Source organism: Paraburkholderia sp. TE9906 (assembly GCF_056279605.1).
In genome coordinates, this window is sequence record NZ_JBWCCT010000006.1 from 568203 (window position 1) to 592059 (window position 23857).

General features: G+C 64.3%; 25 protein-coding genes. 12 read left to right on the top strand and 13 right to left on the bottom strand.

Annotated features, from left to right (window positions below):
• Positions 1–450: 450 nt before the first annotated feature.
• From ACZ9H4_RS19455 to ACZ9H4_RS19480, 6 genes are all read right to left on the bottom strand, one after another.
• A complete protein-coding gene (locus ACZ9H4_RS19455) occupies positions 451–1767 on the bottom strand; it encodes a phospholipase A (protein WP_408323915.1) in 1317 nt (438 codons plus the stop codon).
• A 441-nt stretch (positions 1768–2208) separates the two neighbouring features.
• Entirely contained in the window at positions 2209–2712 is a 504-nt protein-coding gene (locus tag ACZ9H4_RS19460) for a hypothetical protein (RefSeq protein WP_408153002.1), read from the bottom strand.
• A gap of 89 nt (positions 2713–2801) precedes the next feature.
• Complete coding sequence (locus ACZ9H4_RS19465) at positions 2802–3593, bottom strand: phytanoyl-CoA dioxygenase family protein (protein WP_408149701.1); 792 nt, start codon at positions 3591–3593, stop codon at positions 2802–2804.
• Between the two features lie 257 nt (positions 3594–3850).
• Positions 3851–4066, bottom strand: coding sequence for a sulfotransferase (locus ACZ9H4_RS19470; protein WP_476120345.1), 216 nt, complete (start codon positions 4064–4066; stop codon positions 3851–3853).
• A gap of 378 nt (positions 4067–4444) precedes the next feature.
• On the bottom strand, positions 4445–6448 hold the full coding sequence (locus ACZ9H4_RS19475; protein WP_476120347.1) for a bifunctional DedA family/phosphatase PAP2 family protein: 2004 nt from the start codon (positions 6446–6448) through the stop codon (positions 4445–4447).
• Between the two features lie 306 nt (positions 6449–6754).
• A complete protein-coding gene (locus ACZ9H4_RS19480) occupies positions 6755–7402 on the bottom strand; it encodes an HD domain-containing protein (RefSeq protein ID WP_408323912.1) in 648 nt (215 codons plus the stop codon).
• Between the two features lie 162 nt (positions 7403–7564).
• Here ACZ9H4_RS19480 and ACZ9H4_RS19485 point away from each other — a divergent pair, with 162 nt between their 5' ends.
• The gene (locus tag ACZ9H4_RS19485; protein WP_408149707.1) at positions 7565–7900 is read left to right on the top strand and encodes a hypothetical protein; all 336 of its coding nucleotides are present in this window, start codon (positions 7565–7567) and stop codon (positions 7898–7900) included.
• A gap of 100 nt (positions 7901–8000) precedes the next feature.
• Positions 8001–8477, top strand: coding sequence for an OsmC family protein (locus tag ACZ9H4_RS19490; protein ID WP_408149709.1), 477 nt, complete (start codon positions 8001–8003; stop codon positions 8475–8477).
• A 200-nt stretch (positions 8478–8677) separates the two neighbouring features.
• Here ACZ9H4_RS19490 and ACZ9H4_RS19495 read toward each other — a convergent pair whose 3' ends face one another.
• Both ACZ9H4_RS19495 and ACZ9H4_RS19500 read right to left on the bottom strand, forming a co-directional pair.
• Positions 8678–8911 carry a hypothetical protein gene (locus tag ACZ9H4_RS19495; RefSeq protein ID WP_121321459.1) on the bottom strand — a complete coding sequence of 78 codons (234 nt, stop codon included), beginning with the start codon at positions 8909–8911 and terminating at the stop codon, positions 8678–8680.
• A 65-nt stretch (positions 8912–8976) separates the two neighbouring features.
• On the bottom strand, positions 8977–9444 hold the full coding sequence (locus ACZ9H4_RS19500; RefSeq protein ID WP_408149712.1) for an Lrp/AsnC family transcriptional regulator: 468 nt from the start codon (positions 9442–9444) through the stop codon (positions 8977–8979).
• 156 nt (positions 9445–9600) lie between these two features.
• Here ACZ9H4_RS19500 and ACZ9H4_RS19505 point away from each other — a divergent pair, with 156 nt between their 5' ends.
• A complete protein-coding gene (locus tag ACZ9H4_RS19505; protein ID WP_408149714.1) occupies positions 9601–10251 on the top strand; it encodes a LysE family translocator in 651 nt (216 codons plus the stop codon).
• A gap of 55 nt (positions 10252–10306) precedes the next feature.
• Here ACZ9H4_RS19505 and ACZ9H4_RS19510 read toward each other — a convergent pair whose 3' ends face one another.
• Complete coding sequence (locus ACZ9H4_RS19510) at positions 10307–10480, bottom strand: DUF1289 domain-containing protein (RefSeq protein ID WP_408149716.1); 174 nt, start codon at positions 10478–10480, stop codon at positions 10307–10309.
• Positions 10481–10618: 138 nt separating this feature from the next.
• Here ACZ9H4_RS19510 and ACZ9H4_RS19515 point away from each other — a divergent pair, with 138 nt between their 5' ends.
• Positions 10619–10939 (top strand): YnfA family protein, encoded by a 321-nt coding sequence (locus ACZ9H4_RS19515; protein WP_408152995.1) that lies wholly within the window; start codon positions 10619–10621, stop codon positions 10937–10939.
• Positions 10940–11005: 66 nt separating this feature from the next.
• Here the strand turns inward: ACZ9H4_RS19515 and ACZ9H4_RS19520 are convergent, their stop codons facing one another.
• Positions 11006–11515, bottom strand: coding sequence for a DUF1993 domain-containing protein (locus tag ACZ9H4_RS19520; protein WP_408152994.1), 510 nt, complete (start codon positions 11513–11515; stop codon positions 11006–11008).
• A gap of 304 nt (positions 11516–11819) precedes the next feature.
• Between ACZ9H4_RS19520 and ACZ9H4_RS19525 the strand changes: the two genes are divergently transcribed.
• From ACZ9H4_RS19525 to ACZ9H4_RS19550, 6 genes are all read left to right on the top strand, one after another.
• A complete protein-coding gene (locus ACZ9H4_RS19525) occupies positions 11820–13379 on the top strand; it encodes a S53 family peptidase (RefSeq protein WP_408152993.1) in 1560 nt (519 codons plus the stop codon).
• Between the two features lie 222 nt (positions 13380–13601).
• A complete protein-coding gene (locus tag ACZ9H4_RS19530) occupies positions 13602–15257 on the top strand; it encodes a S10 family peptidase (protein WP_476120353.1) in 1656 nt (551 codons plus the stop codon).
• 243 nt (positions 15258–15500) lie between these two features.
• Positions 15501–16157: a hypothetical protein gene (locus tag ACZ9H4_RS19535; protein ID WP_408152990.1), complete on the top strand. Its 657-nt coding sequence runs from the start codon at positions 15501–15503 to the stop codon at positions 16155–16157.
• 112 nt (positions 16158–16269) lie between these two features.
• A complete protein-coding gene (locus ACZ9H4_RS19540; protein ID WP_408149728.1) occupies positions 16270–16620 on the top strand; it encodes a hypothetical protein in 351 nt (116 codons plus the stop codon).
• A 271-nt stretch (positions 16621–16891) separates the two neighbouring features.
• A complete protein-coding gene (locus ACZ9H4_RS19545; RefSeq protein ID WP_408152988.1) occupies positions 16892–17050 on the top strand; it encodes a hypothetical protein in 159 nt (52 codons plus the stop codon).
• 5 nt (positions 17051–17055) lie between these two features.
• Positions 17056–17319: an RNA-binding protein gene (locus ACZ9H4_RS19550; RefSeq protein ID WP_408149731.1), complete on the top strand. Its 264-nt coding sequence runs from the start codon at positions 17056–17058 to the stop codon at positions 17317–17319.
• A 92-nt stretch (positions 17320–17411) separates the two neighbouring features.
• Here the strand turns inward: ACZ9H4_RS19550 and nadE are convergent, their stop codons facing one another.
• Complete coding sequence (nadE, locus tag ACZ9H4_RS19555) at positions 17412–18272, bottom strand: ammonia-dependent NAD(+) synthetase (protein ID WP_408149733.1); 861 nt, start codon at positions 18270–18272, stop codon at positions 17412–17414.
• 517 nt (positions 18273–18789) lie between these two features.
• Between nadE and ACZ9H4_RS19560 the strand changes: the two genes are divergently transcribed.
• Complete coding sequence (locus tag ACZ9H4_RS19560; RefSeq protein ID WP_476120357.1) at positions 18790–19791, top strand: L,D-transpeptidase; 1002 nt, start codon at positions 18790–18792, stop codon at positions 19789–19791.
• 242 nt (positions 19792–20033) lie between these two features.
• Here ACZ9H4_RS19560 and ACZ9H4_RS19565 read toward each other — a convergent pair whose 3' ends face one another.
• Positions 20034–20903 (bottom strand): DMT family transporter, encoded by an 870-nt coding sequence (locus ACZ9H4_RS19565; RefSeq protein WP_408152985.1) that lies wholly within the window; start codon positions 20901–20903, stop codon positions 20034–20036.
• A gap of 130 nt (positions 20904–21033) precedes the next feature.
• Entirely contained in the window at positions 21034–22593 is a 1560-nt protein-coding gene (locus tag ACZ9H4_RS19570) for an ABC1 kinase family protein (protein ID WP_476120359.1), read from the bottom strand.
• A gap of 198 nt (positions 22594–22791) precedes the next feature.
• Between ACZ9H4_RS19570 and ACZ9H4_RS19575 the strand changes: the two genes are divergently transcribed.
• Complete coding sequence (locus ACZ9H4_RS19575; protein ID WP_121321486.1) at positions 22792–23547, top strand: DeoR/GlpR family DNA-binding transcription regulator; 756 nt, start codon at positions 22792–22794, stop codon at positions 23545–23547.
• Positions 23548–23857 lie beyond the last annotated feature (310 nt).

The following is a 23857-nucleotide window of genomic DNA, read 5'->3' on the forward strand; positions in this document are numbered from 1 at the left end:
GCGGGAGCGGAACAAATGACCGAACGATAACGCGGATGTTCCGCCGTGCGAGCCTGGACGCCGGAGCCCGAGGCCGCGCGGGGGCCTTGGCGTAGCGCGGCTTGGGGGGGTCGTCCATACTGTCGCTGATCACCCTAACCGCCGCTACGAGATCAACTGTCCCACATTCCGATTCGCGCCGCCTCGCACTCCAGCTGACGGTTTCCACATTGGCCGCGCAAGCGGTCGGCGCTGGCGGCTCCGGTCAACGCGCAAGCCGTGACGGCAGGTGCCGCGAACGCCGCGGCGACCGACGTGGTGAGCCGCCGATCATGTTATTTTGGTTGGCATGCCTATCAATGCGAAGGGCCGCTTCGTCGGGCGGCCCTTCTTTCGGGTCGTTATCCGCGTGTCGTCGCATCCGAAACTGGCCGTGGCGGGTATTTGCCAGAATGCTCTCTCACCCACTCACTACCGCGTGATGCTATACCCGATTCGCGCAATCCATCGATGCTGGTTGTAGTCGAGAATATCCTCGCCATAACCCGTAAAGAACCCGACCCACAGATAGCCGCCCCACGCGCTGTTGACCAGCTTTGCCAACGGATAGGTGAACTGTGTATCGATACTGCCCTTGGTGGACTTCGTGCCTTTTCTCAACGTGGTGGCCAGTTGCCAGCCATCGGTACTGCCGTACTTGAGCAATAGATCCACGTAGCCGCGGTAGTCCGCGATATCGTGGTTCTCGCCCGCGATATGCACGTAGTAATAGAACTTCGGCGACACGGTCAGATGGTTGGCATTCAGGTCGCCGAACTCCCACGTGGGGCGCACGAATAAAATATCGATGCCACGCGATTCCGGACCGTCGCGGCCATTCGATTCGTGACCGTAGCCCGCCATCAGACTCATCTTGCTGAATAGCGAACTCTTCCAGCCCGTGTCGTCCAGAGAATAGAACAATTGAGGCATGTAGCTCGTGTCGCGGAAGGGCGCGGAGTACTCGCCGAGATCCCACAGCGAAGTTTGCGTATACCCAAAGTACAGGTTGTCGACGAAACGTTTCGAGCGCGGGTCGTCCGGGATGACCACGCGGAACTTGAAACTCAACTGAAACCTCGCGAGGTTCTCTCCATTCGAGCCATCGGCGAAATACATGGGTTCGAATGCGGAGAAACGGCTCAGGAAGCTATTCACCTCCGGTGAGGGTACATCGGCGCGGGCGGGTGCCGGCGCGGGTGAAACAGGGAAGGTGCTCGCGGGCTGTTCCGCGATAGTCGACACCTGAGCCGGCGTGCCCGGTGCGCCTTCCGATGCAGCCAGTTCCGTCGTTTTGCCGGCGTTGGGCGGACGGGTGAGCATCACGAAAGAGGGGGAAGCATCGAGCTCGGGAATATCGATCTTCATCGCGCCGCGAGCCCATTTGGGCCACGTGCCGCGATAGCGGACCGCTTTGAGATCGCCCGTTGCCAGCTTGATGTGATTGGGCGTGCCGCTATCGCGAGTGAGCATCAATGGAGTCGGTATGACGTCGATGTTGCTAACGGCGACTTTCAATTGGGCGGGAACGTTGTATTCCGAGCCGTCCGGCTGATCGCCGGAATAGAGAATCGTGACTTCGAGTGGGGCGCTCGACAGTGCCTCGCGCGGCGGACGCAGGACGGCAACGCCGGCAAAGCTGAACGCCGGATAGCACAACACCAACGCGCTTATTCCTAGAGATAACCCCGACACATATGAGTGTTTGCCGCCGACAATAAATTTGCCGCCTTTCTTTACTCGAAACATCAATCGATTCCACACACGGAACTCCCATTGATCTACGAATTCGGGTTGCAGTGAAACGATAGCGTTAAAGCGGGCCGTTGGGTAAAAAAATTAGGGGCATGTGTTATCAACGACAGAAGCGCCAATACATGTCGGTGATCGGCTCTCCTGCTTTCAAATACCGGTACTCCCGAGGTTCTTGTGCGGCGACCGCGTTTCTTCAGCGTCGATCGATTGATTGACCGGTATCTTCTCCGGGCGTGGGTACTAGCTGATTCTGCCAGCCAGTCCGATGAATTGCGCAAGTGAAAAAAAGATTTGCGCAGAACTTCTTCTACTCGAACCGCAAGGGTGCGCGAAGAATCTGATCGCCGTTGCATTTCTGCAACGAACGAATGGTGGGATGTCCGTTGAGGTTCGTCAGTGCGAGCGTCGCGTCGACAAGAGCTTCGGTCGACATCGTTAGCGCTTCCTCGGGGGGGCCGCGTTTTGCAGAGGGTTGAAGCCGGAACCCGCCCGAGTATTGCGACCGGTGCGAGACGGCTTCGGCTTTTTGTTCGACGTAGCGCGTGTCCCTGCCAGTTGTTCAAGCAGTTCGGAGTCCGGGTCATCGTCGTTCTCGATTGGCGGGGCCGCGGAGCTTTTGCGCGGCTTGCCGGGAGCGCGCCTGTCGCCGCTCCTGGCCGGCCGCGCGGCTTCCTTCGCCGCGCCGACGATATGGTCGATCACAGCCGCGTAATCCTGCTCGACATTGTCGAGTGCGTTGCCGGGCATCATGACCGAGACCACGACTTCCGGCAATGAGCGTTGGTCGTTCGCGTGCGAGCCGGGACGAGTCTCCCACCGGGTCCCGGCGAGCGAGGCAATCACACGTTCCAGCACGGCGGGCGACAATACACCGCCGTCGTACAGGCTCAATATCAGCCGCTCGGCGACGGCGAAGAGCGGGTCCGGGCGTGAGGGCATACACGCTTCTCCAGAGGGGGGGGCTGTCACAATCTCGCCCGGCACTCTCGCCGCTTTGAACGGCAGGCCGGGACGGTACTCCAGTGCGATCAGTAGGCGAATTTCCGGTACTGCTCGGGCGCCGACGCGCCGTCCGCCTGATCGACCCGCGGCATGTGGCGAAGCAGCCGCTTCGCGCGCGGACTCAACTGTTCATCTACCGCGACGGGCACGTCGATGTGCACCTCGGGACGGAAGTACCAGCTCCTGCTGTAGCCGATCACCACCATCGGACGAGGCGCGTCGGTCCCGTTCGGCGTGCCGCGATGCAGAGCGCGCACGTCGCGGATCATCACGTCGCCAAGCTCCATCGGAATTGCGTGCAAGGGCAGGCGGCCTTCGCGCCAGGCATTCATCGCGTCCTCGGCGCGCATACGATGGGTGCCGAGCGTGGTCTCGAACGGACCGTTTTCCGGCGTGACGTCGCACAGCGGGAAATTGACAGCCAATTGGAAGGAAGGCGTTTCCGGCATCCCGTCGAAGAGGGCCGGCGTATCGCGATGGATATCCTGATACGTCGAGCCGTTCAGCGGCGTGTCGGTGGCGAGCTGGCACATCACCGGGTCGTCGCCCGCGACTCGCTCGACAATGCCGAGCACGTCCGGATCGCAGAAGATGCTTTCATCGGCGAACACGCCGCTGAACGGCAGCGTGATGTAGTGCCGGTTCGCGCCGCGCACGGCGGTCGCATTCGATGCAATGCGTTCTTCGAGTAGCGGGGCGAACGCCGCGCGCCACGCGTGGAGGGTCGCCTTCGCGAAGTGGCGCCGCAGGATGACCATGCCGTCACGCTCGAATGTCGCGGCGTATTCATCGAGTTGTCCGGCCGTGAAGCGTTCCACCGTCGTCTCCTTGATATCGTCGTCGGGCCCGATAGGCCAGCGCTTATCTTAGCTTCTCCCGACGATGCGAGCGACACGTGGATGACAGGTGTGAATGTTTTCCGCTTTGCGGGAGGAGGGGACGGCGGGTGTCCGAGGGGAGGCTGATGCTGACCGATCCGTAGGCATACCAGGTTTACGCGGCCGCATACCCCAGATGCGTCGCTGCATTTCCCGCGAGCGCCAGCAGCATGCGCCGGCTGAACCGGCCAAAGCGCTCACGGCACGCGGAACTCAGCAGGCCCGGCCGGTTGCTGCCAATTTTCAGTGTGTCTTTGAGCCCGTGCAAAGACCCGGCACTCGTTGGTCGGTTGAATCAGCGGGCGCACATTGAGGACGCCGCACAGACAGGTCGTGCCTGACCTGGGCGAGCCAACGAGGAACAGCGGAACGACGCCACGTCTCGCTCCTCGGAATCGCACGGGTCCCGGCATACCGGTCGACGGTGGCGTGAAGCTGACGCGGGGATGGCTCGACGGTCGGCTGGTCGGGCGGGTTTGGCGAGGGGCTCGCGATTGACAGCCATTCGACAGGAATGGACTTCGGTGGGGGCCTTGTGGAGCGTGCGGGACGTGCGCAGTCCGAACGCTTCGGCATGCTTGCCGACCATGGAGACATAGGGCAAGGGCACAAAACGACGCCACGGAAGAATGCCATCCGCACTGCCAGGCTTATCCACAGAAAATGTTCATATCCTTGTGGACAAGTCCTGGCCAATCGCTCTAACTCCTTGAGCGCAAGACGAATTGTCAGGTGGTCCAACGAACGTGCGCACTGTGCGCGCCCGCACCAAACGGCCGCCCTCCCGCGGCTCATTCCACGGGCGACGCCAGCAACGACACCGGCACGCCGTGACAATCCACCTTGGCCAGAATCGCGGCGCCGAATCCGGCGCCCGGTTTCCCGCGCGCATCGAAAGCAGCCGCCTGCCTGTCCACCCGCAGAATGTTGATGGGCCACGTCGGCCGCGAAAGCCGCTCGTGCGCCAGCGCGCCGACCCACAGCGGCGTGGCGGTGTTGCCGCTCGTCACGGCATAACCGCTCGGCCACAGGCGCAGCACGTCGCGTTCGGCGCGCGTATCGCCGGGCCGCATGAAGACCAGCGACGAAGGCACCCCGTTATTGAGCTTGGGCAAGACCGGCAGCGAGACCGCAGCGACATCGGGCGATGCGAGCGAGAGCAGGCTGTGCGCGGACACGTCGGTGCCCTCGACCCATCCCCGGGCACGCAGTTGTCCACGGATCGAATCGAGGTCCGACACCCACTGCAGCGTGAGCGGCTCCTTGCGGTCGCCGCCCATATCCGAGCGATAACACGGCAGGCGCTTCCACAGCGAGAGCGTCCACTCGGACTGCGTGACCAGCACGGGCGCCGCGTGCTGCGCACTGGCAGGCGGCGCTGGCGGATTGATGCCGAACTGCACCCCCACGCTGAGCAGTATGACCGCCAGCACCACCGCGGGCATGAAGGTGCGCGGCGGCGGCGCCTGCGGATGCCGCCACATCGCCGTCAGCGCGACGAGCGCCACCCACGCGTACGCGAGCGCGGCGCCGCCGATCGCATCGGAGAGCCAGTAGCGGCCGAAGTACACGCCGGCGAGCGCGACCACGATCACCACGATCGTGCTGCCGGCGGCCACCAGCACGCCCGTCAGCATGCCGACCCGCCGCGCCAGCAGGAACGCGAGAAAGCCATACACGATGACCGTCGCGGCGACGTGGTTGCTCGGAAACACGTAGTGAGCGGTCATCAGTTCATTGGGCGGCGCGCGATGCATCGCGAACTGCAGCCCAAAGATCAGCAATTGGGAAAACACCACCGCCGCGAGCCAGTAGCCGATGGTGTGCCAGCGCCGCTCCCACAGCATCCACACCACGACCATCGCGATCAGCGCCATCAGCGTGACGCCGCTGCCGAGCGTCTCGAGACCGGCGAGAACGCTGTCGCTCCAGGGCGTGCGCACCGATTGCAGAAAGTGATAGACGGACAGATCGACGGCCGTCAGCGGATCGCCGCTGACGACGTCGCCCAGCACGCCGATAAAAAGCGCGCCGGCCACCAGCACGATCAGCGAGGTCACGAGGATGTAGGTCGCGTCCGGCGTGTGGGGATCGAGCATCTTGCGCGCGACGCGGCCGAGCGGCCCCGGATGCCGGCACGCCCAGTCGCCGAGATGGCGGCCCGCCGCGCTCGACCATGCATTCGCGTGCGAGAGCAGGAAGCCCGCGCCGCGAAAGCTGAGCCAGACGATGCACACGAGCAGCGCGAGAATCACGACGAGCCGGAACGACACCGCGCCGGCCAGCAGCACCGACGCGCCGAACACCACGCCCGGCAGGATATGGGCGGGTGCCCACAGCAACGCGGATAGCACGTTCATCGCGTAGAAGCGCAGCGGCGGCATGCCGAGCATGCCCGCGACGACCGGCACGATGGCCCGCAACGGCCCGATGAAGCGCGCGAGCACGACGCTTTTCGCGCCATGCTTGCGAAAGAAGCGGTGGCCCGCGTCGAGCAGTTCGGGGTGTCTGCGGAACGGCCACAGCCGGACGATCCGTTCCTTGTAGCGGCTGCCGAGCCAGAAGCTCATGCCGTCGCCGGCAATCGCGCCGGCCAATGCCCACACGAATACCCAGCCGAGGCTCAGCGAACCGGTGCCGGTCAGCGCGCCGGCGAGAAACATCGCGGTACTGCCGGGGACGAACGTGCCGACGACGGCGAGGGCTTCGAGAAAGGCCGCGAGGAAGACGACCGTGAGCATCCAGGCCGAGTGGCCGGCTAGCTGGTGCAGAAGGTGGATGTAGGCATGCTCCATCGTGCGCGATCGGCGGTGCTGGCGTAACGATCGATCATAACGCTCGGGAGGATGGCGTTATTGCTTTTCGGCGGGCGGTACGTGAAAGGCGGATGGAGATGCCTGAAGCGCTCGGCGAGGGGGGCGACGGCGAGGGGCGCTCGTGGTCGCGGGACTGGATGCTTGCGCGTTCCAGGTCGCGGGAACTTTGCCCTTTCATGCGACTTGCCGGACGATCTTGCCGATGCCTGGTTTGCCGCAGGCCTGGGAGCCCTCAGGGTCCGCGCAGCGAAACGGTTCATCCGTTGCCCACGCGGCCTTTCACGCTCAGATCTCTTCCGTGAATTCGTCTACGAAACGCTTTAGCCGTGCGTGGCGAACGGCAGCCATGCGTGCGCCGGTCGCTGTCTGGAAACCGGACGCGAGCTTCAGCAGTTTGGTATGGAAATGGTCGAGGGTATAGCGCGCGTCGTCCAGCGGACGTTGCAGCGCGAGCGGATCGCCCGGGTCGTACAGCGCGCGGCCCAGCCGCCCCGCCACGTAGAAGCAGCGCGCCACGCCCAACATGCCGATCGCGTCGAGCCGGTCGGCATCCTGCAACGTCTTCGCTTCGAGCGTAGCCGGCGCGATGCCCGCAGAAAAACTGTGCGCCGCGATGGCATGCGCGGCGGCCTCGACTTTCGCGTCCGGCCAGCCGAGCGACCTCAGCACGCCGGCTGCCTTGTCGGCGGACAGGCGCGACGCCTGGGCGCGCAACGGCGAACTCTTCTCCACGGCGACGCAGTCGTGCAGCAACGTCGATGCGAACAGCACCTGCGCGTCGCCGCCTTCCTCGGCGTGGATCGCCGCCGCGTTCTTCCAGACCCGCTGCAGATGCGAGGTGTCGTGCGAGCCGTCGCCGTTGTCCTTGTCGAAGGCGTGCGGCAGCAGGGTGCGGGCCAGATCCTGGAAGGGGGCGAAGGCGGGGGTCGTCATCGGCGTGGCGGGTGAAAAAAGGTGTCGATTATCGCGCATCGCGGGTTGGCCCGTGATTGTGCGCACTTGAACGAAGCAGCGCGCGCGTCGTCATACGTATCGAGCGCGCCGTTTTGCGCGGCATTGCGCTCGCGACAATTCGATGATGTGACGGAGTGAGCTATGAAGATCGTAACGGGCAGTATTGCGGTGACGTTGACAGCGCTGTTGGTCGGTATCGCGGGCGCCGCCGATGCGCAGCAGTCAGGTAACGCCAGCGCCGGTATGAGCGGTGCGCAGCCGGGCGGCACGAACAACACGGGCGCCGCCGCGGGGATAGGGGCGGGCGCAGGAACGGGCCTGAGCCCGACGCCGGGCGTTGGAATGTCCGCGGGCGTAACAGGCCGTAGCAGTTCGGGTCCGGCGCTCAACAATATGCGGGCAAACGGCACGAGCCTCGATATGAACCCCGACCCGCGCGCGCCGAACGTGACCGGCAAGGCGGCGCCGCTTCGCTAGACCGGTTTCGTCACGTTCGCGGAGGTCGCGCCGATTGTTGTGAATACCGCGTATAAAATGCCCATCCGGCAAGCGGTTTTCCGACGACAAGGAGCAAGGCATGGCATACGGCCAGCACAAATACAAAGTAACGGTGCAATGGACGGGCAACCGCGGCAGCGGCACCTCGGGGTACCGCGATTACGGCCGCGATCATCTGATTACGGCGGGCGGCAAGCCGGCCATCCCGGGGTCGTCGGATGCGGCTTTTCTCGGCGACGCCAACCGATGGAATCCGGAGGACCTGCTGGTCGCTTCGGCTTGCGCGTGTCACAAACTCTGGTATCTGCATCTTTGCGCGGATGCCGGCATCGTGGTGCTCGAGTATCGCGACGACGCCGAAGGCACCATGCTCGACAGCGCGCAGCAAGGCCGCTTTTCAGAAATCGTTCTGCGGCCGCACGTCGTGATTCGGGCGGGGGGCGATATCGAACAGGCCACGCATTTGCATCACGTGGCGCACGAGAAGTGCTATATCGCGAATTCGGTCAACTTCCCGATTCTTTGTGAGCCGGTTGTCGAAACGCACGCGCGTTAACGCGGGTATGTGCAACTCACGCTGTGCTGTTCCGTAAGCCGCGATAGCGCGGTGCATGCGCAGTCAGACATCGGAATGCTTCGTTAAACGAAGCATTTTTTCGTCGACGCTGGCGCAAAGGGCCGCGATGGAAACGCACGAGCAACGCGCCGCTCGATGAGCGCTGCGCCCACGGCGAAACAGGCGGCTGGTTTTCCCGTTCAGCGATTGCCGTCGAGCAGATCGCCGAGCAATTCGTCGAATGCCGCCTGGGCGTCTTCGAGTTCCTGCAACGCGGCGTCGAACGTTTGCAACGCGAACTGTGAAGGCTTGCCGCTGCCAGCGGGCGGGAATTGTGATTGCAGCGACGCAAAGGCCGACTGCACCCGTTGGGTCGCGGTCAATACACGCTCCATCGCGGCTGATTCTTCGGCTCGCGCCTTTTCGTGGTCCATGAAAACTCCGTGTTCGTCTGGTCGGCTCACGCCGTTTCAAAGGGGTGACTATGCCACGTTCGTGCTCAGGACAGCGGCAAACCGCCGTTGGCCTTTACTTCCCGCAACGACAACGCCGACTCCACCGATGTCACGCCTGGCAGGCTGCGCATCTCGTCGCGCATGAAGCTGCCGTAATCGTCGAGGTCGCGCGCCACCACTTGCAGGATGTAATCGGCACTGCCCGACACGTTGTGGCACGTGAGAATGCGCGGGATGGCCTGCACCTCGCGCTCGAAGCGGGTCGCCACCGCGCGGTCGTGCACCGCGAAGCGCACATAGACGAACGCGACGACGCCGAAGCCGAGCGCGGAGCGCGAGAGCATCGCGCGGTACTGTTCGATATAGCCGTCGCTCTCGAGGCGCTTGAGACGGCGCGCGCAGGGCGTCTCGCTCAGCCCGACCGTTTCGGCGAGCCGCGCATTCGACATGCGGCCGTCATTCTGCAGCGCGGCGAGGATCGCGCGGTCTGTCTTGTCGAGCTCGGAGGTCATGGCTTGGAGCGGGGCTGCGCTGAAATAGGGGGAAGCTGGGCTTGAAGCCGCAATATTAGCGTAATCCTCCAAAGACGTGACCAGGAAGCCAGAAATTCGCCAGCAAACCCTCCGCCGCCGATAGCAAGATAGAACCCTTGAAAACAGGAGGCTCAGATGATTTCCGCACACCTGCTGGCGGTCTATATCGCAGCGTTGGTCGTGGTCTACGCGGTGCCAGGGCCGGACATGGCGCTGGTCCTGCAAACCAGCATCGGACGCGGCGTGCGCAGCGGTTTCGCGGCCGCCGCCGGGCTGGGTTTGGCGCGCGCCACACACGTGACGCTCTCGGCGTGCGGCGTCGCGGCGCTATTGCGCAGCGCGCCGTGGCTGTATGACGTCGTGCGCTATGGCGGCGCGGTGTATCTCGCCTGGGTGGGGATTCAGATTTTCCGCTCGCCGGTGTTCGCTCTGCCCGAGGGCGGCCATGACGGCAGCGCTGCGCAGAGCGCGAATGCCGTGGCGCATCCGCTGCGGGCCGCGTTTATCAAAGGCTTGCTGACGAATCTGCTGAACCCGAAAGCGTTGCTGTTCTGCTCGGTGCTGTTGCCGCAATTCGTGCGTCCGGAAGCGGGGCCGGTCGTCTGGCAGATGATCGAACTGGGAGCGGTGCTACTGGCCATCGGCGCGTGTTTCGATGTGCTTTACGCAATCGGCGCAGCACGGATTGCCGGTTGGATGCGCGCCCATCCGCTTGCGCAGACCTTGCAGCGCTGGGCATTTTCATCGGCATTGATCGGCTTCGCGCTACGGCTTTCAATCGACTGACGAGACCCGCTCGGCGATGCCTCGAACGGTTCGTTGCAATGGTCCCGCGAGCCGCTCACTTCTTCAGCTTATGCTCGCGGCGCGGACGGTCTTCGATGATCTTCCGGCGATGCTTGTCCTTCATCTTCTTCCAGGTCTTGCATTCGTCGCGCGTGCGCAGGCAGCCGATACAAAAGCCGGTTTTGCTGTCGAACTTGCAGATGTCGATACAGGGTGACGCGACGCTCATGACCGATAGCCCACAGGGAACTGGGAGCGAGAACTGTCGCACGCGGCATGCCCGCTTCGCCAGGTGATTGTGTTAATAAAGCCGATAGGGCGCCGCGCATCCGTACGCGGCGACACGACCACCCGCTTGCCACCTTCGATGAAAACTTTCCTGCTGTATGCCGTGACCGCCGTTGCCGAGATTGTCGGTTGTTATTTGCCGTGGCGCTGGCTCAAAGAGGGCGGCTCCGCGTGGCTGCTATTGCCCGGCGCGCTCAGCCTCGCTCTGTTCGCGTGGCTGCTGACGCTGCACGGCACCGCTGCAGGCCGCGTGTATGCGGCTTACGGCGGTGTGTACGTGGCGGTGGCGATTGTGTGGCTGTGGTGCGTCGACAGGGTGCGGCCCACGCCGTGGGACGCGGCCGGCGTTGCGCTGACGCTGGCCGGCATGGCGGTCATCGCGTTCCAGCCACGCATCTAGCATCGCGGCATGACGCATCGCGGGAGTCGCGTCAAACGCGTGCCGCGCCGCACGCCGGTGCTCGCTTTACTTGATGCCGCCCAGGTAATCCAGCTTGCCGAGTTCGACACCGTTGTGACGAAGAATGTCGTACGCGGTCGTCACGTGAAAATAGAAGTTCGGCAGCACGAACCCGAGCAGATACGACAGCCCCGTGAACTCGATCGGACCCGTGCGCATCTTCAGCGTGATGGGACGCTCTTCCGAGCCGTCGATCTGCGCCGCAGTGAATTCCTTCAGGTAATCGATCGTCTTCTGAAGGCGGGCTTGCAGCTCGTCGAAGGTCTGTTCGACGTCTTCGTATTTCGGCGCTTCGACGCCGGCCAGACGCGCGGCGCAACCCTTGGCGGTATCGCTCGCGATATAGACCTGACGCACCAGCGGCAGCATGTCCGGCGCGAGCCGGGCGTTCGTGAACACCGAAGGTTCGATCTGCTTCTCGGCAGCGTGCACTTCGGCTTTGCCCAGGATGCCTTGCAGGTTCGTCAGGCCGCGAATCAGCACGGGCAGGGATGCTTGATACATCGAAATTGACATGGGGTTCCTCTGATTCTTCGATCGGGCGCGCGGACGGCGCGCGAGGCAATGCAACGGCTGGATCGCCGCTGCAGCATCATAGCGCGAGCGGCGCGGGATGCGCATTGCCGCAGCGCGCATTGGCCATCCGGATAACTGCCGTTCGCGCCGGAACTGTGTTCGAATGCTTGGGTCGGACGGTTTGAGGAAGCCGTTGAATCAGCAAGCGGCCGCCGAGCGCCATGCCATCGAGCCGGGCAGGCGCGCGCCGTGCTCGGGTCCACTTTGCGGCCCGGGCCGTCACGCTTACAGGAGAGTCGACATCATGGTCAACAAGCACCCGTTGCCGGGAAGCGAGCGAACAGAAGAACTCGGTTCGAAGGTCGTTGGGCAATGCGATCCAGCGGAGCGGATCGAGGTTTTCGTGATGCTGCGCCGTCAGCAGCAGGCGCAGTTCGATGCGCTGATGAGCCGGATCGAAGCCGGCGACCCCGGCGTCCAGCCGCTGTCGCGCGAGACGCTCGCCCAAGATTACGGCGCCGCGCCGGACGACGTCGCGAAGGTGAAGACTTTCGCCACCGCGCACGGCTTGACGGTCGTGCGCGAGGATCCGGCGGCGCGCTCGGTTCTGTTGAGCGGCACGATCGCGCAATTCCAGAGCGCGTTCGAGGTCAAGCTGGAACATTACGCACACCACACTGCCGGCCAGTTCCGCGGGCGCACCGGCGCGATCAGCTTGCCGGACGATCTGCATGGCGTGGTCGAAGCGGTGCTCGGGCTCGACAACCGGCCGCAGGCGCGGCCGCACTTTCGCATCCGGCCGCCATTCGTGCCGGCCAAGGCGCACCAGGCGTCTTTCACGCCGCCGCAACTCGCATCGCTTTATCAGTTTCCGCAAGGCGATGGCGCAGGGCAGTGCGTCGGCATTATCGAACTCGGCGGAGGCTATAACACCACCGATCTCAACACTTATTTCGCGAGCCTCGGCGTGGCTTCGCCCACGGTGAAATCGGTCGGTGTCGATCAAGGCGGCAATCATCCGAGCGGCGACCCGAATGGGCCGGACGGCGAGGTCACGCTCGATATCGAAATCGTCGGCGCGATCGTACCTGGCGCGACCATCGCCGTGTATTTCACGCAGAACAGCGACGCGGGTTTCATCGACGCCGTGAGCCGCGCGGTGCACGACACGGCCAACAAGCCGTCGGTGATCTCGATCAGTTGGGGCGGCCCGGAATCGATCTGGACCAGCCAGTCCCTGAAGGCGTTCAACAGCGTGCTGCAGAATGCGGCGGCGCTCGGTGTGACGGTCTGCGCGGCCTCCGGCGACAGCGGCTCGAGCGACGGCGCGAGCGGCGGCGATCAGGTCGACTTCCCGGCGTCGAGCCCCTATGTGCTGGCCTGCGGCGGCACGAGCCTGACCGCGGCGGGCACGTCGATCTCGCACGAGGTGGTGTGGAACGACGGCGCGCAAGGCGGCGCGGGCGGCGGCGGGGTGAGCCGGGCGTTCCCGGTCCCGGTGTGGCAGAAGGGTTTGTCGGCGAAGTCTTCTGGCGGCGGGAGTAAGCCGCTCAGCGGGCGCGGCGTGCCCGACGTGGCGGGCGACGCGTCGCCGGTCACGGGCTACAGCGTGTTGATCGACGGCACGCAGACGGTGGTCGGCGGCACCAGCGCGGTCGCGCCGCTGTGGGCTGCGCTGATTGCGCGGATCAACGCGGCGAAAGGGCAGCCGGCCGGCTTCGTCAATCCGAAGCTGTATAAGGCGCCGGGTGCATGCAACGACATCACGCAAGGCAACAACGGCAGCTTTGCGGCGGCCACCGGCTGGGATGCCTGCACGGGCCTCGGCAGTCCCAATGGTCAGAAGGTGGCGGCCGCACTATAGTCTGCAAATTGCTGGGTCCCGATGAATGGCCCCTTGCGTGTCCCTCGGGGGCTCGGAGGCAGTCCGCTTCGCGACACATGATGAAGCATCCTCAGGGAACGCACCCGGAGGAAGCTTCGTCGTCGAGGGCCGCTGAAAGGAAGTCTCTGTAGAGACGTCCCGAAGAAAGCGCCCGTCAAAGGGCGACGTATAACCAGGCGTGAACGAACCCATGGAGCGATCATGACGAACACAGAGTCAGCTTCCGTTAGTCCGCAGTCGCCGCACAATTCTTCTGCTTCGACCACCTCGGCGTCCGCCGCCGCGCGCAAAACCGGCGATCAGCCGTTCTTCGATCCGGTCGCCTATGGCAACGGGCCGGACGATTCCGTCACCGAAGTCGCCGAAACCGCGGCGGTGACGCATCACTCGGTGACGCTTGGCGGGCGCAAGATCAACTACACGGCGACGGCGGGTCATCTGGTGATCGTCGACCCGAGCAGTTCGCAGCCGGAAGCCCGGATGTTCTACGTGGCGTTCACGCAGGACCACCAGAAGGAAGAAGCCCGTCCGCTGACGTTCTTCTATAACGGCGGGCCGGGGTCGTCGTCCGTATTCGTGCTGCTGGGCTCGTTCGCGCCGCGCCGCATCAAGACGTCGATGCCGAATTTCACGCCGCCCGCGCCGTACGCGATGGAAGACAATCCGGACAGTCTGCTGGACCGTAGCGACCTCGTGTTCATCAATCCGGTCGGCACCGGCTATTCGGCGGCGATCGCGCCGAAGAAGAACCGCGACTTCTGGGGCGTCGATCAGGACGCGGACTCGATCAAGCAGTTCATCAAGCGTTTTCTGACGAAGAACAACCGCTGGAATTCGCCGAAGTACCTGTTCGGCGAATCCTATGGCACGGCACGCAGTTGCGTGCTGGCGTACCGCTTGCACGAAGACGGCGTGGATCTGAACGGCATCACGCTGCAATCGTCGATTCTCGATTACACGCAATCCGGCAATCCGGTCGGCACGCTGCCCACGGCCGCCGCGGACGCGTGGTACCACAAGAAGCTCGGGCTCGCGCCGCGGCCGACCGATCTCGGCGTGTTCGCCGAGGAAGTCGCGCAATTCGCGCGCACCGATTACCTGGCCGCATTGCGCAAGTTTCCGACCACTGACACGGCGACGGTCGAGAAACTGAGTGAATACACCGGCATCGACAAAACGACGCTGCTCGCGTGGAGCCTGGATATCGCCGCGTATGACAGCCGCGGCAATTCGCTTTTCCTGACCACGCTGCTGAAGTCGCAAGGGCTTGCACTCGGTGAGTACGACGGCCGCGTGACGGCGATCGACACGGGCATTGCGGGCAAGATCGATCCGAACTCCGGCGGCAACGATCCGACCATGACGGCGGTCACCGGCGTCTATACGACGATGTGGAACGTGTATCTGAACGAGCAGTTGAAGTACACGTCGAATTCGTCGTTCACCGACCTGAACGATCAGGCCTTCAAGTATTGGGATTTCGGCCACATCGATCCAACCGGCGCGCAGAAGGGGCTCGACTCGAAGGGCAACATCGTTCTGTACACCGCCGGCGATCTTGCCGCGGTGATGGCGCTCAATCCCGATCTGAAGGTGCTGTCGGCGAACGGTTTCTTCGATTACGTGACGCCGTTCTATCAGACCGTGCTCGATCTGCAGCAGATGCCGCTGCTCAGTCAGCAGGTCCGGCAGAATCTGTCGGCGCGGTTCTATCCGTCGGGGCACATGATTTATCTAGACGGCGGTTCGCGCACCGCGCTAAAGGCGGACCTCGCGCAGATGTATGACGCAACGGTGTCCAATGAGCAGGCGCTTGGACGGATTCGCGCTCTGCAGGCGCGGGTGGCGAAGTCGTAGCGGGACAAAGTGTCGCGTCCGCCGGGGGTGAAGCGGTGCGGGGAGTCGGGCAAGACGGCTGCGATCTCGCCCGACGTACCTCACGCAACTACGACGATGCGCTCCCAGCGACCTCCACGACCCGCCCCGAAAGCCTCGCGCGACCCGCCTGCCATGGCGGCGCTTTTGTACATACGTATATTGAATGTGTTTTAATTGGTCTGCGAATTGAACTATTGCGCGCCGCAGCCGGCGCGCCGACGAATGAACGCAGGCCTTACACACACGCGTTTTACTCACTTTTTCGGCCACCCAACCCGCAGTGCGAATGGGGCGACGCCGCCGGCACGCGTGGACCAGCGCGGCTGGACGCGTCCCGTTCGCAAAACTCGGCGCGCGGTGCTTCTGCTGGGCCTCGCCACGACGTTAGCTCTGCGTATCACGCATGCCTACGCGCAGGACAGCGAGATGCTCGATGAACGCGTGACACAGCAATCGATCCGCGAAACGATCTGCCGGCCCGGCTATGCGGACGCCGTCGCGCCGCCTTTCGACGAATGGATGGCGCGCAAGGATCAGATGCTGGCCGAGCGTGGCATCGATACGGACGACGGCGTCGCTTTCGCGCTCGACCGGCGTGTGCCGCTCGTACTCGGCGGTTCGCCGGACGCTCCAGCCAACCTCGATCTTCTGCCGTGGGCGGGCCGCGAGGGCGAACGTCGCAAGGCGCGCGCGGCGGTCATGCTCAAGCGTTGCGTCTGCGAAGGCAAGCTGAGTCTCGCCCAGGCGCAAGCCACGATCGTCGGTAACTGGTCGATGGTTTATTCTGGCTTCGGCCAGACCTCCTGCGACGTGAGCCGGCTCGACGTCGCCGCCGGTGGCGACGACGGGCAGGGCGCCGAACACGACGGCGCGCGCTGAGGCCGCACCTCGACCTCTGCGGCCCAATTGCGTTCGTTGTTCATTCGCGCTATTCAGGCGTGCTGCTTGCCGCTCCCGCAGCCTGCTGTCCTCATTTTTTCGGAGAATCACCATGACCCATTCACGTCTTGCCGCAGTGGCGCTCGCTTTCGGCTGCCTCGCCGGCAGCGCCGCCGCGCTCGCGGCCGAGCCGATCCACTGTGGCAAAGCCGACGCGTTGCAGATTCGCGGCGATGTACCCGCGGCAATCAGCTTCGATGTGTACCGCCAACTGCGGCCGCTGAGCGCGCAGCGCATCGCATTGTTCCAGGCGGCCGGCGAAGTGAAGCACCTGCCCGATGGCCTGCCCGTTTGTGAGATTGCCGACGACGGTGTCGACGACCCGTCCGCGGTGCTGGTTCAACTGCCGCAGGGCAAGAACGCCTGGTGGGTGAGTGCGGCCAATGTGGAAGCGGCGGACTGATTCCCGCGATCAGTCCGCCTCTCGCGCACGTCCCCCGCAGGATGCCGCGGCCCGTTTTTTGCGGTCGCCGCGTTGCTGCCGAGGCGTCGCCCCGACCCCGCACTGCGTCAAATGAACAGATGTTTTGCTATTTCCGAGTCTGCTTATTCAGGTACAGTGCATTGACGGAGAGTTTCAGTCCGTTTTTTAAGTACCGTGTCGCATCGCCGTGTTTTCGACTATCGACTGTGGCTATCCAGATTGCAGGACGAATTTCGCAGAGGAGATTTAAATGATTGCCTTCTATCTGTCATTGGTCGCCCTGGGCGCCGCCGGTGTTGCAGTGATCCGCGAATTCGCCGCCGCTCAGGCGAAACAGCGCGCTGCGCTGCGCCCCGTGCGCATACGGGACGCGGATCGACATACCGAGCGTCACGCGCGTCGCGGGTAGGCCGTATGAATCTGATCGTGCGCAACATTGCCCAATCGTGCAGCGAGCAGGAAGTGCGGGAATTCCTCACGCGCGAACTTGGGCACTATGCGAAAAACGTCGAGGTGACCGACGCCGGCACACCCGGCGCGTACGCCACGGTCGAACTTGACGCGAACGTGCCGTATGTCGGCGATGTGATCGCGCGGCAGATTCACGGCAAGCAGTTGGGCGGCCAGACGCTCGAAGCGAGTGCCGACCTGTTCACTGACGAGCCGCCCGCGCAGTAATCCTCCGCGGTTCAACTTTTGAATGCGGCGCGGCAGGAACGCGCGCCGGTTCAGGTTGATGCCGCAGTTTCCCGCCGTCACTTCCCCCGCTTTTATTGCCCACCACCCTGTGCCGGCCAGTCGAACGGCGTGTACGGCAACGCGCGCTTGTGAAGCGTCGCGTCGTAGAATCGCAGGATGATGTCGCGCGCCGCATCGCTGACGGGTTTGCCTTCCAGGAAGTCGTCGATCGTGTCGTAGGGGATGCCGTATGCGTCTTCGTCGGGGCGCAGCGGCCGCAACATTTCGAGGTCGGCGGTCGGCACCTTGTGCGCCAACGCTTCGGGCGCGCCCAGCGCCTTGGCCACCGCCCGCACCCGGCGCTTGCTCAGCCCGGCGAGCGGCAGCACGTCGGCGCCGCCGTCGCCGAACTTGGTGAAGAAGCCCATCACCGACTCGGCTGCGTGGTCCGTGCCGATCACCACGCCGGAGCGCGCGCCGGCCACCGCGTATTGCGCAATCATGCGTTGGCGGGCTTTGATATTGCCGTGCACGAAATCCTGGTGCGATTCGTCATTAAATGGCACGCCGCCTTTATCCAGTGCGGCAAGCATGGCATCGGCCGCGGGTTTGATGTCGATGGTGAGATTTTCATCCGCACGAATGAAGCGCAATGCCTGTTGCGCGTCGGCTTCATCTTTCTGCTCGCCGTAAGGCAAACGTATTGCGACGAAATGCGCGTCGTAATGATCGGCGCGTAATCGTTCGACTGCGAGTTGTGCAAGGCGACCGGCAGTAGTCGAATCGACGCCGCCGCTAATGCCGAGTACATAAGTTTTCAGGCGGCTGCTGCTCAGGTAGTTCGCCAGAAAAGCGACCCGGCGCTCGATTTCCTGCTCGGCGTCAAACTCGGCAGGGACGTGCAGTTCGGCTGTGATGCCCGCCTGGCGGGCCTTCTTGTCGTCTTGTGTCATGATTTTCCGGGTTCCTTCCGTGCTGACATGGTGTCGGCCATGAACGCTCGCGCGCCAGTAAGATAAATAACGAAACGACGAACGGGCGACCGTGGCACAGTTGCTGCTGCAATGAAGTGATGGATCGGTCTCGGTTTTATCGCTGATTTTGGCTTTAAATCCCTATTGCGTTTATTTCTAAACTGTCGCGCAGCTTGTTAAAGAGGCTCGGCCTATTTCGATTGAATTGAAGAATTGACGGTATCTTCATCGACAAAATGCAATGTGCTGAGTAACATCCTCGTTCCGAGCGCCGCGTGACCCGGCGAGCAGTCAATAATAATCAGGTTTGCCCTAATACGCGATGAACCATCCAGATCGGCCTGGCCAGCCTGTATTGGACCGCCTGACTTTCGCGTCGGTCGTGCATCGGCGTGGTATGCCGCGTGCGGCGCGCACGGGGTTCGCGGCGTGTATCAACCGCGGCACGCCTGCTTCTCAGGTCTTTTCTCACGTCGCTTCTCACGTTATTTCTCACGTGATTTCCCACGTTGTTTCCGTCACGCAAGCCTGCCGGATTCTGACGCGCACATTGGGTGCCGTCGTGTGCGCACTGTCGTATGTCGCCGCGATGGCTGCGCCGGTTCACGCGACGGTATCGCCAGCGGCACTGACATTGGCCTCGGCGCCGGCACCGATCGAGGCAAACGGTCCGTCACTCGACATCAATGCGGCCGCGCTTGCCGCACCCGATGCCGCCGGCGTCGTCGATCCACGCCGGGCGTTTCTGCTGCGCGACGTGTTCGCGCGTAATGTGACACGCCGCCTGAAGGTGCCTGCCGCCGAGCAGCGCGCTTATGCCGACCGCCTGGAAACAGCGCTCGAAGCGAACACGTTGGGCAATCTGTCGGGCGAGTACGTCGTGCTGGTCGATCGCAACGCCAATATTCAGGCGCTGCTGATCTACTTTCGCGCGGTCCCGGCCGACGCCTGGCAGATGATTGGCGCGTCGCCGGTTGCGACCGGCCGGCCCGGCGAATTCGACCATTTCATCACGCCGCTCGGCGTGTTCGAACATACGCCCGCCAACATGGATTTCCGCTCCGAGGGCACGCAGAACGAAAACCACATCCGTGGCTACGGCAGGCGGGATATGCGGATCTTCGACCTCGGCTGGGCGCAGGGCGAGCGTGGGTGGGGCAAGGGCGGCGTGTCGCAGATGCGCTTCCAGATGCATTCCACCGATCCCGACCGGCTCGAACCGTTGCTCGGAATTCGCCATTCGAAGGGCTGCGTGCGGATGCCCGCGTCGCTCAATGCATTTCTCGACCACTATGGCGTTCTCGATGCCGAATACGCGGCGCTGATCGACTCGGGTAAATCGCTGTGGGTGTTGAAAAGCGACCGGCAGATCACGCCCTGGGCCGGGCGCTACATCGTCGTGGTGGATTCCGCGCGCAAGAGCCGACCGGCGTGGGCCCCCTTGCCAGGGGAGAAGGCGCGCGCCAAAGTGCCGGTGGGCGTGGACACGGCTGACTGAGGCGTGCCGGCGAGTGCTCGACGAGGGGCAAGGCAACGGGTCTACGCAAGAGCATCGACATAAGTGCCGCCAGCGCAGGAGCACCAGCACCAACCTTCAGCACCGACCCACCAGCCCCAACCCACCAGCCCCAACCCACCAGCCCCAACCCACCAGCACCGACCCACCAGCCCCGACCCACCAGCCCCGCCCCCCCCAGCACAAGGCCCGCCGCCCTGGCGCCCCAACACCCCAAACCACCTTCACGAGCGCGCCAGCAATACTCCCACCAACGCGACGGCAAATCCGGCGATCTGCAACGGCATCAACGTCTCCCCAAAGCCGACAAACCCTTCGAGCGCAGCGAGCGGCGGAGCGAGGAACATCAGCGCGGTGGCGCGTGCCGCGTCGCCGCGTCTGACCATCCACACCAGCAAGGTGACGCTGATGCCCGAGAGCATCACGATGCCCCAAGCCAGCGAGACCCATAAGGTGGTCGACGCAATCCAGCGATGCTCGCCGAGCGCGAGCGCCAGCATCACCGCGACGAACGCTGCGCCGAGATTCTGCACCGCGCTCGCGCTGCGAATATCGGCCTTTGCCAGCGAGGTTTTCTGAAACAGCGTGCCCGCCGTGATCGCGGCGACCGCAACGATCGAGATGAATACGACGAGCCACCCAGGCGCATTGCCATGCGTTGGCGGCGTGGCCGATGCGAGCTTCGGTTCGAGCACCAGCACGACGCCGGCGAGCCCCAGCGCCATGCCGCTCCAGCCGCGCCGCGACAGCCGCTCGCCGAACAGCGGCGCCGCGACGGCGGCCGTCGCGAGCGGCTGCAGCGCACCGAGCAAGGCCATCACGCCGGCGCTCAGACCTTGCGCGACAGCCCAATAACCGGCGCCGAGATAGACGCCTTGCAGCAGTGCGCCCGCTGCCAGATGCTTGCCGAAGTCGCGGCCGGTCGGCCATGCCGCGCGCGCGAGCACGGCGGCGAGCGCGAAGATCAGCGCGGTGCCGCCGAAGCGCGCGAGCAGAAAGAGATTGGGGTCGGCATAAGGCGTGATCGCGCGGGCGACCACGAAACCGGTCGACCACAGCACGACGAACACAGCGGCAATGAAGGAAGCGAGCATGGCAACGGCTAGCGGGAAAAGCCGTCATCTTGTCGGCAAACGGACGGCGTGTCTTGTTCGAAGCTGCAATCGGTTCGGCCGACCCGACCGCACATTGCACGTCTCACGCGGATGTCGCGTCTCGGCCTCATCACCACATCAGCAGGATCGTTCCCGCGCCGAGCGCTCCGCCGCACAGCACGCACGCCCACAGCAGCACTCGCGTGTGCCGGTATTCGCGCCCGATATCCGCGATCAGCTGCGCGTTCTGCTGCGGCGTGCGTGCGCGGGCATACTCATGCTGAAGATAGCGGACCGCCAGTTGCGGCATGCGCGGCAGCATATGCGCGAGATGCGGCAGTTCGCGCGAGATGCGCTTGATCCAGCCGCGATGATCGACGTCGCGCCGCGCGATGTCCGCGATCACGCCGCGCGTGATATTCCACGTATCGACACCGGGATGCAACGCGCGCGCCAGCATCTCCGCCTGATGGAACGAGCGCTGCGCGGTGGCGAGGCGCGCGGGCACCGCGCCGGCGAACGGCTGCACCGCATGCAGCAGATAATGAAACAGCGAACCCGCCGAACGGTCTTCCGGCGCCGCCGCGAAGTGCGCTTCGGCGCGCGTGCGCAGCTCGGCTTCGAGCATTTCCGCGCGCGTATCGGGCGGCACGTGTCCGGCATCGCGGTGCAGGTCGGCGAGGCGGCCGTAGTCCTGCTCGAACAGTGCGCTCGCGCCGTGCACGAAGAACTCGCGCTCGCCGGTGGAGAGGGTCGACATGATCGAAAACTCCGCCAGCACGAGGCGGCCCAGCGTGTCCGGCTCGATGCTCACGCGCACGCGGCGCGCATCGAGCGTGGCGTGAAAGAAGCCATGCTCGAACGCCTGCTCGGACACGACTTCAACAATATGCGCGGCGAGCGGCGCGAGCTTGATGTGATGCGCGTGCAGGCCCGGCAGGTCGCTCGTCGTCAAGGTGCTGATGCGCTGCATCGTCAGCGTGTGCGCGGTGCACAGCTCCCAGATCACGTCCGGCACGACGATGCGCTTGTCGCCGTCGAAATGATGGCCGGTCTGGCTCAGGTTGGCGGCTTCGGCGCGCAGATCGAAGCGGCGCAGGATGTCGTCGGTGAAGCTTTGCGCAAGCACGCGCAATTTCAGGCGGCGCGCCGTGCCGGAGAGTTTTTCGAGCCAGCGCGCGACCCAGCGCAGCAGCGCGAGTTCGTCGCCGATTTGTTGCAACTGATCGGCGCGCACCAGTTTGATCGCCACTTCGCGATGACCTTTCACCGGCACGACGAGCCGCGCCAGATGCGTTTGCTCGGCAAAGCCGACGCGCATCGGCGTGAGGTCGACCGCGCTGAAGAGCGTGGCGAGCGGCTGACCGAACGCGCGCGCCAGCGCCTCGGCGGATTCGTGAGGCTGCAGCGGGGTTTCCAGATGATCGATCGCGTCGATTGCGTCATGCAGGGTTGCGCCCGCGAGTTCGGGCCGTTCGGCGAGCGTTTGCGCGAACCGGCTCGCGAGCGGCCCGAGCGCGGGCAGCACGTTGTGCAGGCTTTGGCCGCTGCGTCCCGACGCGTGCACGCGGCCGACCAGCTGGATCATCCAGTGCAGTTTGTGTTCGGGCGGCGCGGCGAGCCAGATCAGCCGCGCGCCGTAACGCAACGCATGGAACAGCAGAAGTAGACGGCGAAACGGTGGCGGCATCGGTAGTTCGGTTGACGGACCAGCGGTATCGGCAGGCATCGGCCTGACGCCGGCGCGCGGCCGGGGCACCAAGGTTAGCAGGTAAGTCGCGGATGAGCGCGCCTGCCGGCGCATCGTCGCGCATCGCGTACTACAATACGCCGGCCTTCTCCAACCGTGGCGAAACCTCAAGCGTGCCGGCTTGCCGGCCTTCCATAGATGCTCGCAGAACAACGTCACCAATACATCCTGGCGCAAGTCGCCAAAACCGGCGCGCTCTCGGTCGCCGAGCTGGTGCGCGAACTGAACGTGTCGCGCGAGACCATCCGCCGCGATCTGAATGCGCTGGCCGGGCGCGGCCTGCTGGTCACGACGCACGGCGGCGCATTGTCGAGCGACCGGCGCGAGCCCGACCTCGACACGCGCGAAGCCGCCAACGCGGGGGCGAAGCGGGCGATCGGCGAGCGTGCGGCCGAGTTCGTGCCGGATGGCGCATCGCTGATCATCGATTCGGGCAGCACCACGCAGGCGGTGGCGCGTGCGCTGCTCGACCGGCATCGGCTGGTGGTCTATACGAACGACTGGCGCATCGCGCTGCTGCTCGGTCGGCGCAACGAGAACCGCGTCACGCTGCTCGGCGGCGAACTGTCGGATATCGAAGACGCCACCTTCGGGCTCGACACGGTCCACCAGCTCACGCAATACCACGCGGACTTCGCGTTCATCGGCGCGGGCGGGATTTCACCGGACGGCTATCTGAGCGACTACAGCCGCATGGCCGCCGAGGTGCGCAGCCGCATGATCGCCGCCGCCGACATGGTGGTGATCGTCGCCGACCATTCGAAGTTCGGTCGCGTGACGCCGGTGCGGATCAACGGTATCGAATCGGCGCGCTATCTGGTGACCGAGCTCGCGCCCGAGCGTGCGCTCGGCAAGGCGATTACCGCGCATGGGCCGGAAATTCTGATTGCCTGAAGGCGTCGGAGTGGGACGGTGCTGTTGTCATGCGGATGCGGGATTGCTTTGGCTCCTTGCGCCAAGCGCCTCGTCGATATGAACCCTCACTCGCTGCAAGAACCCCAGCGGGCGGGCACAATACGCGCCGTCGTCCAGAACCAGCGCACAGCCAGGGCGAGGCGCGAGTCAATCGCAGCCGTTCCGGGCGCGCCAATGCCGCTGCGTTTGAAGCAGGATGCATACAGCGTCATTTTCACCGTGTACGATTTCGCGAGCCCGCCACAGAGGCGCCGAAGCATGCGATCGAACGCGGCGTCCGACGAACCAG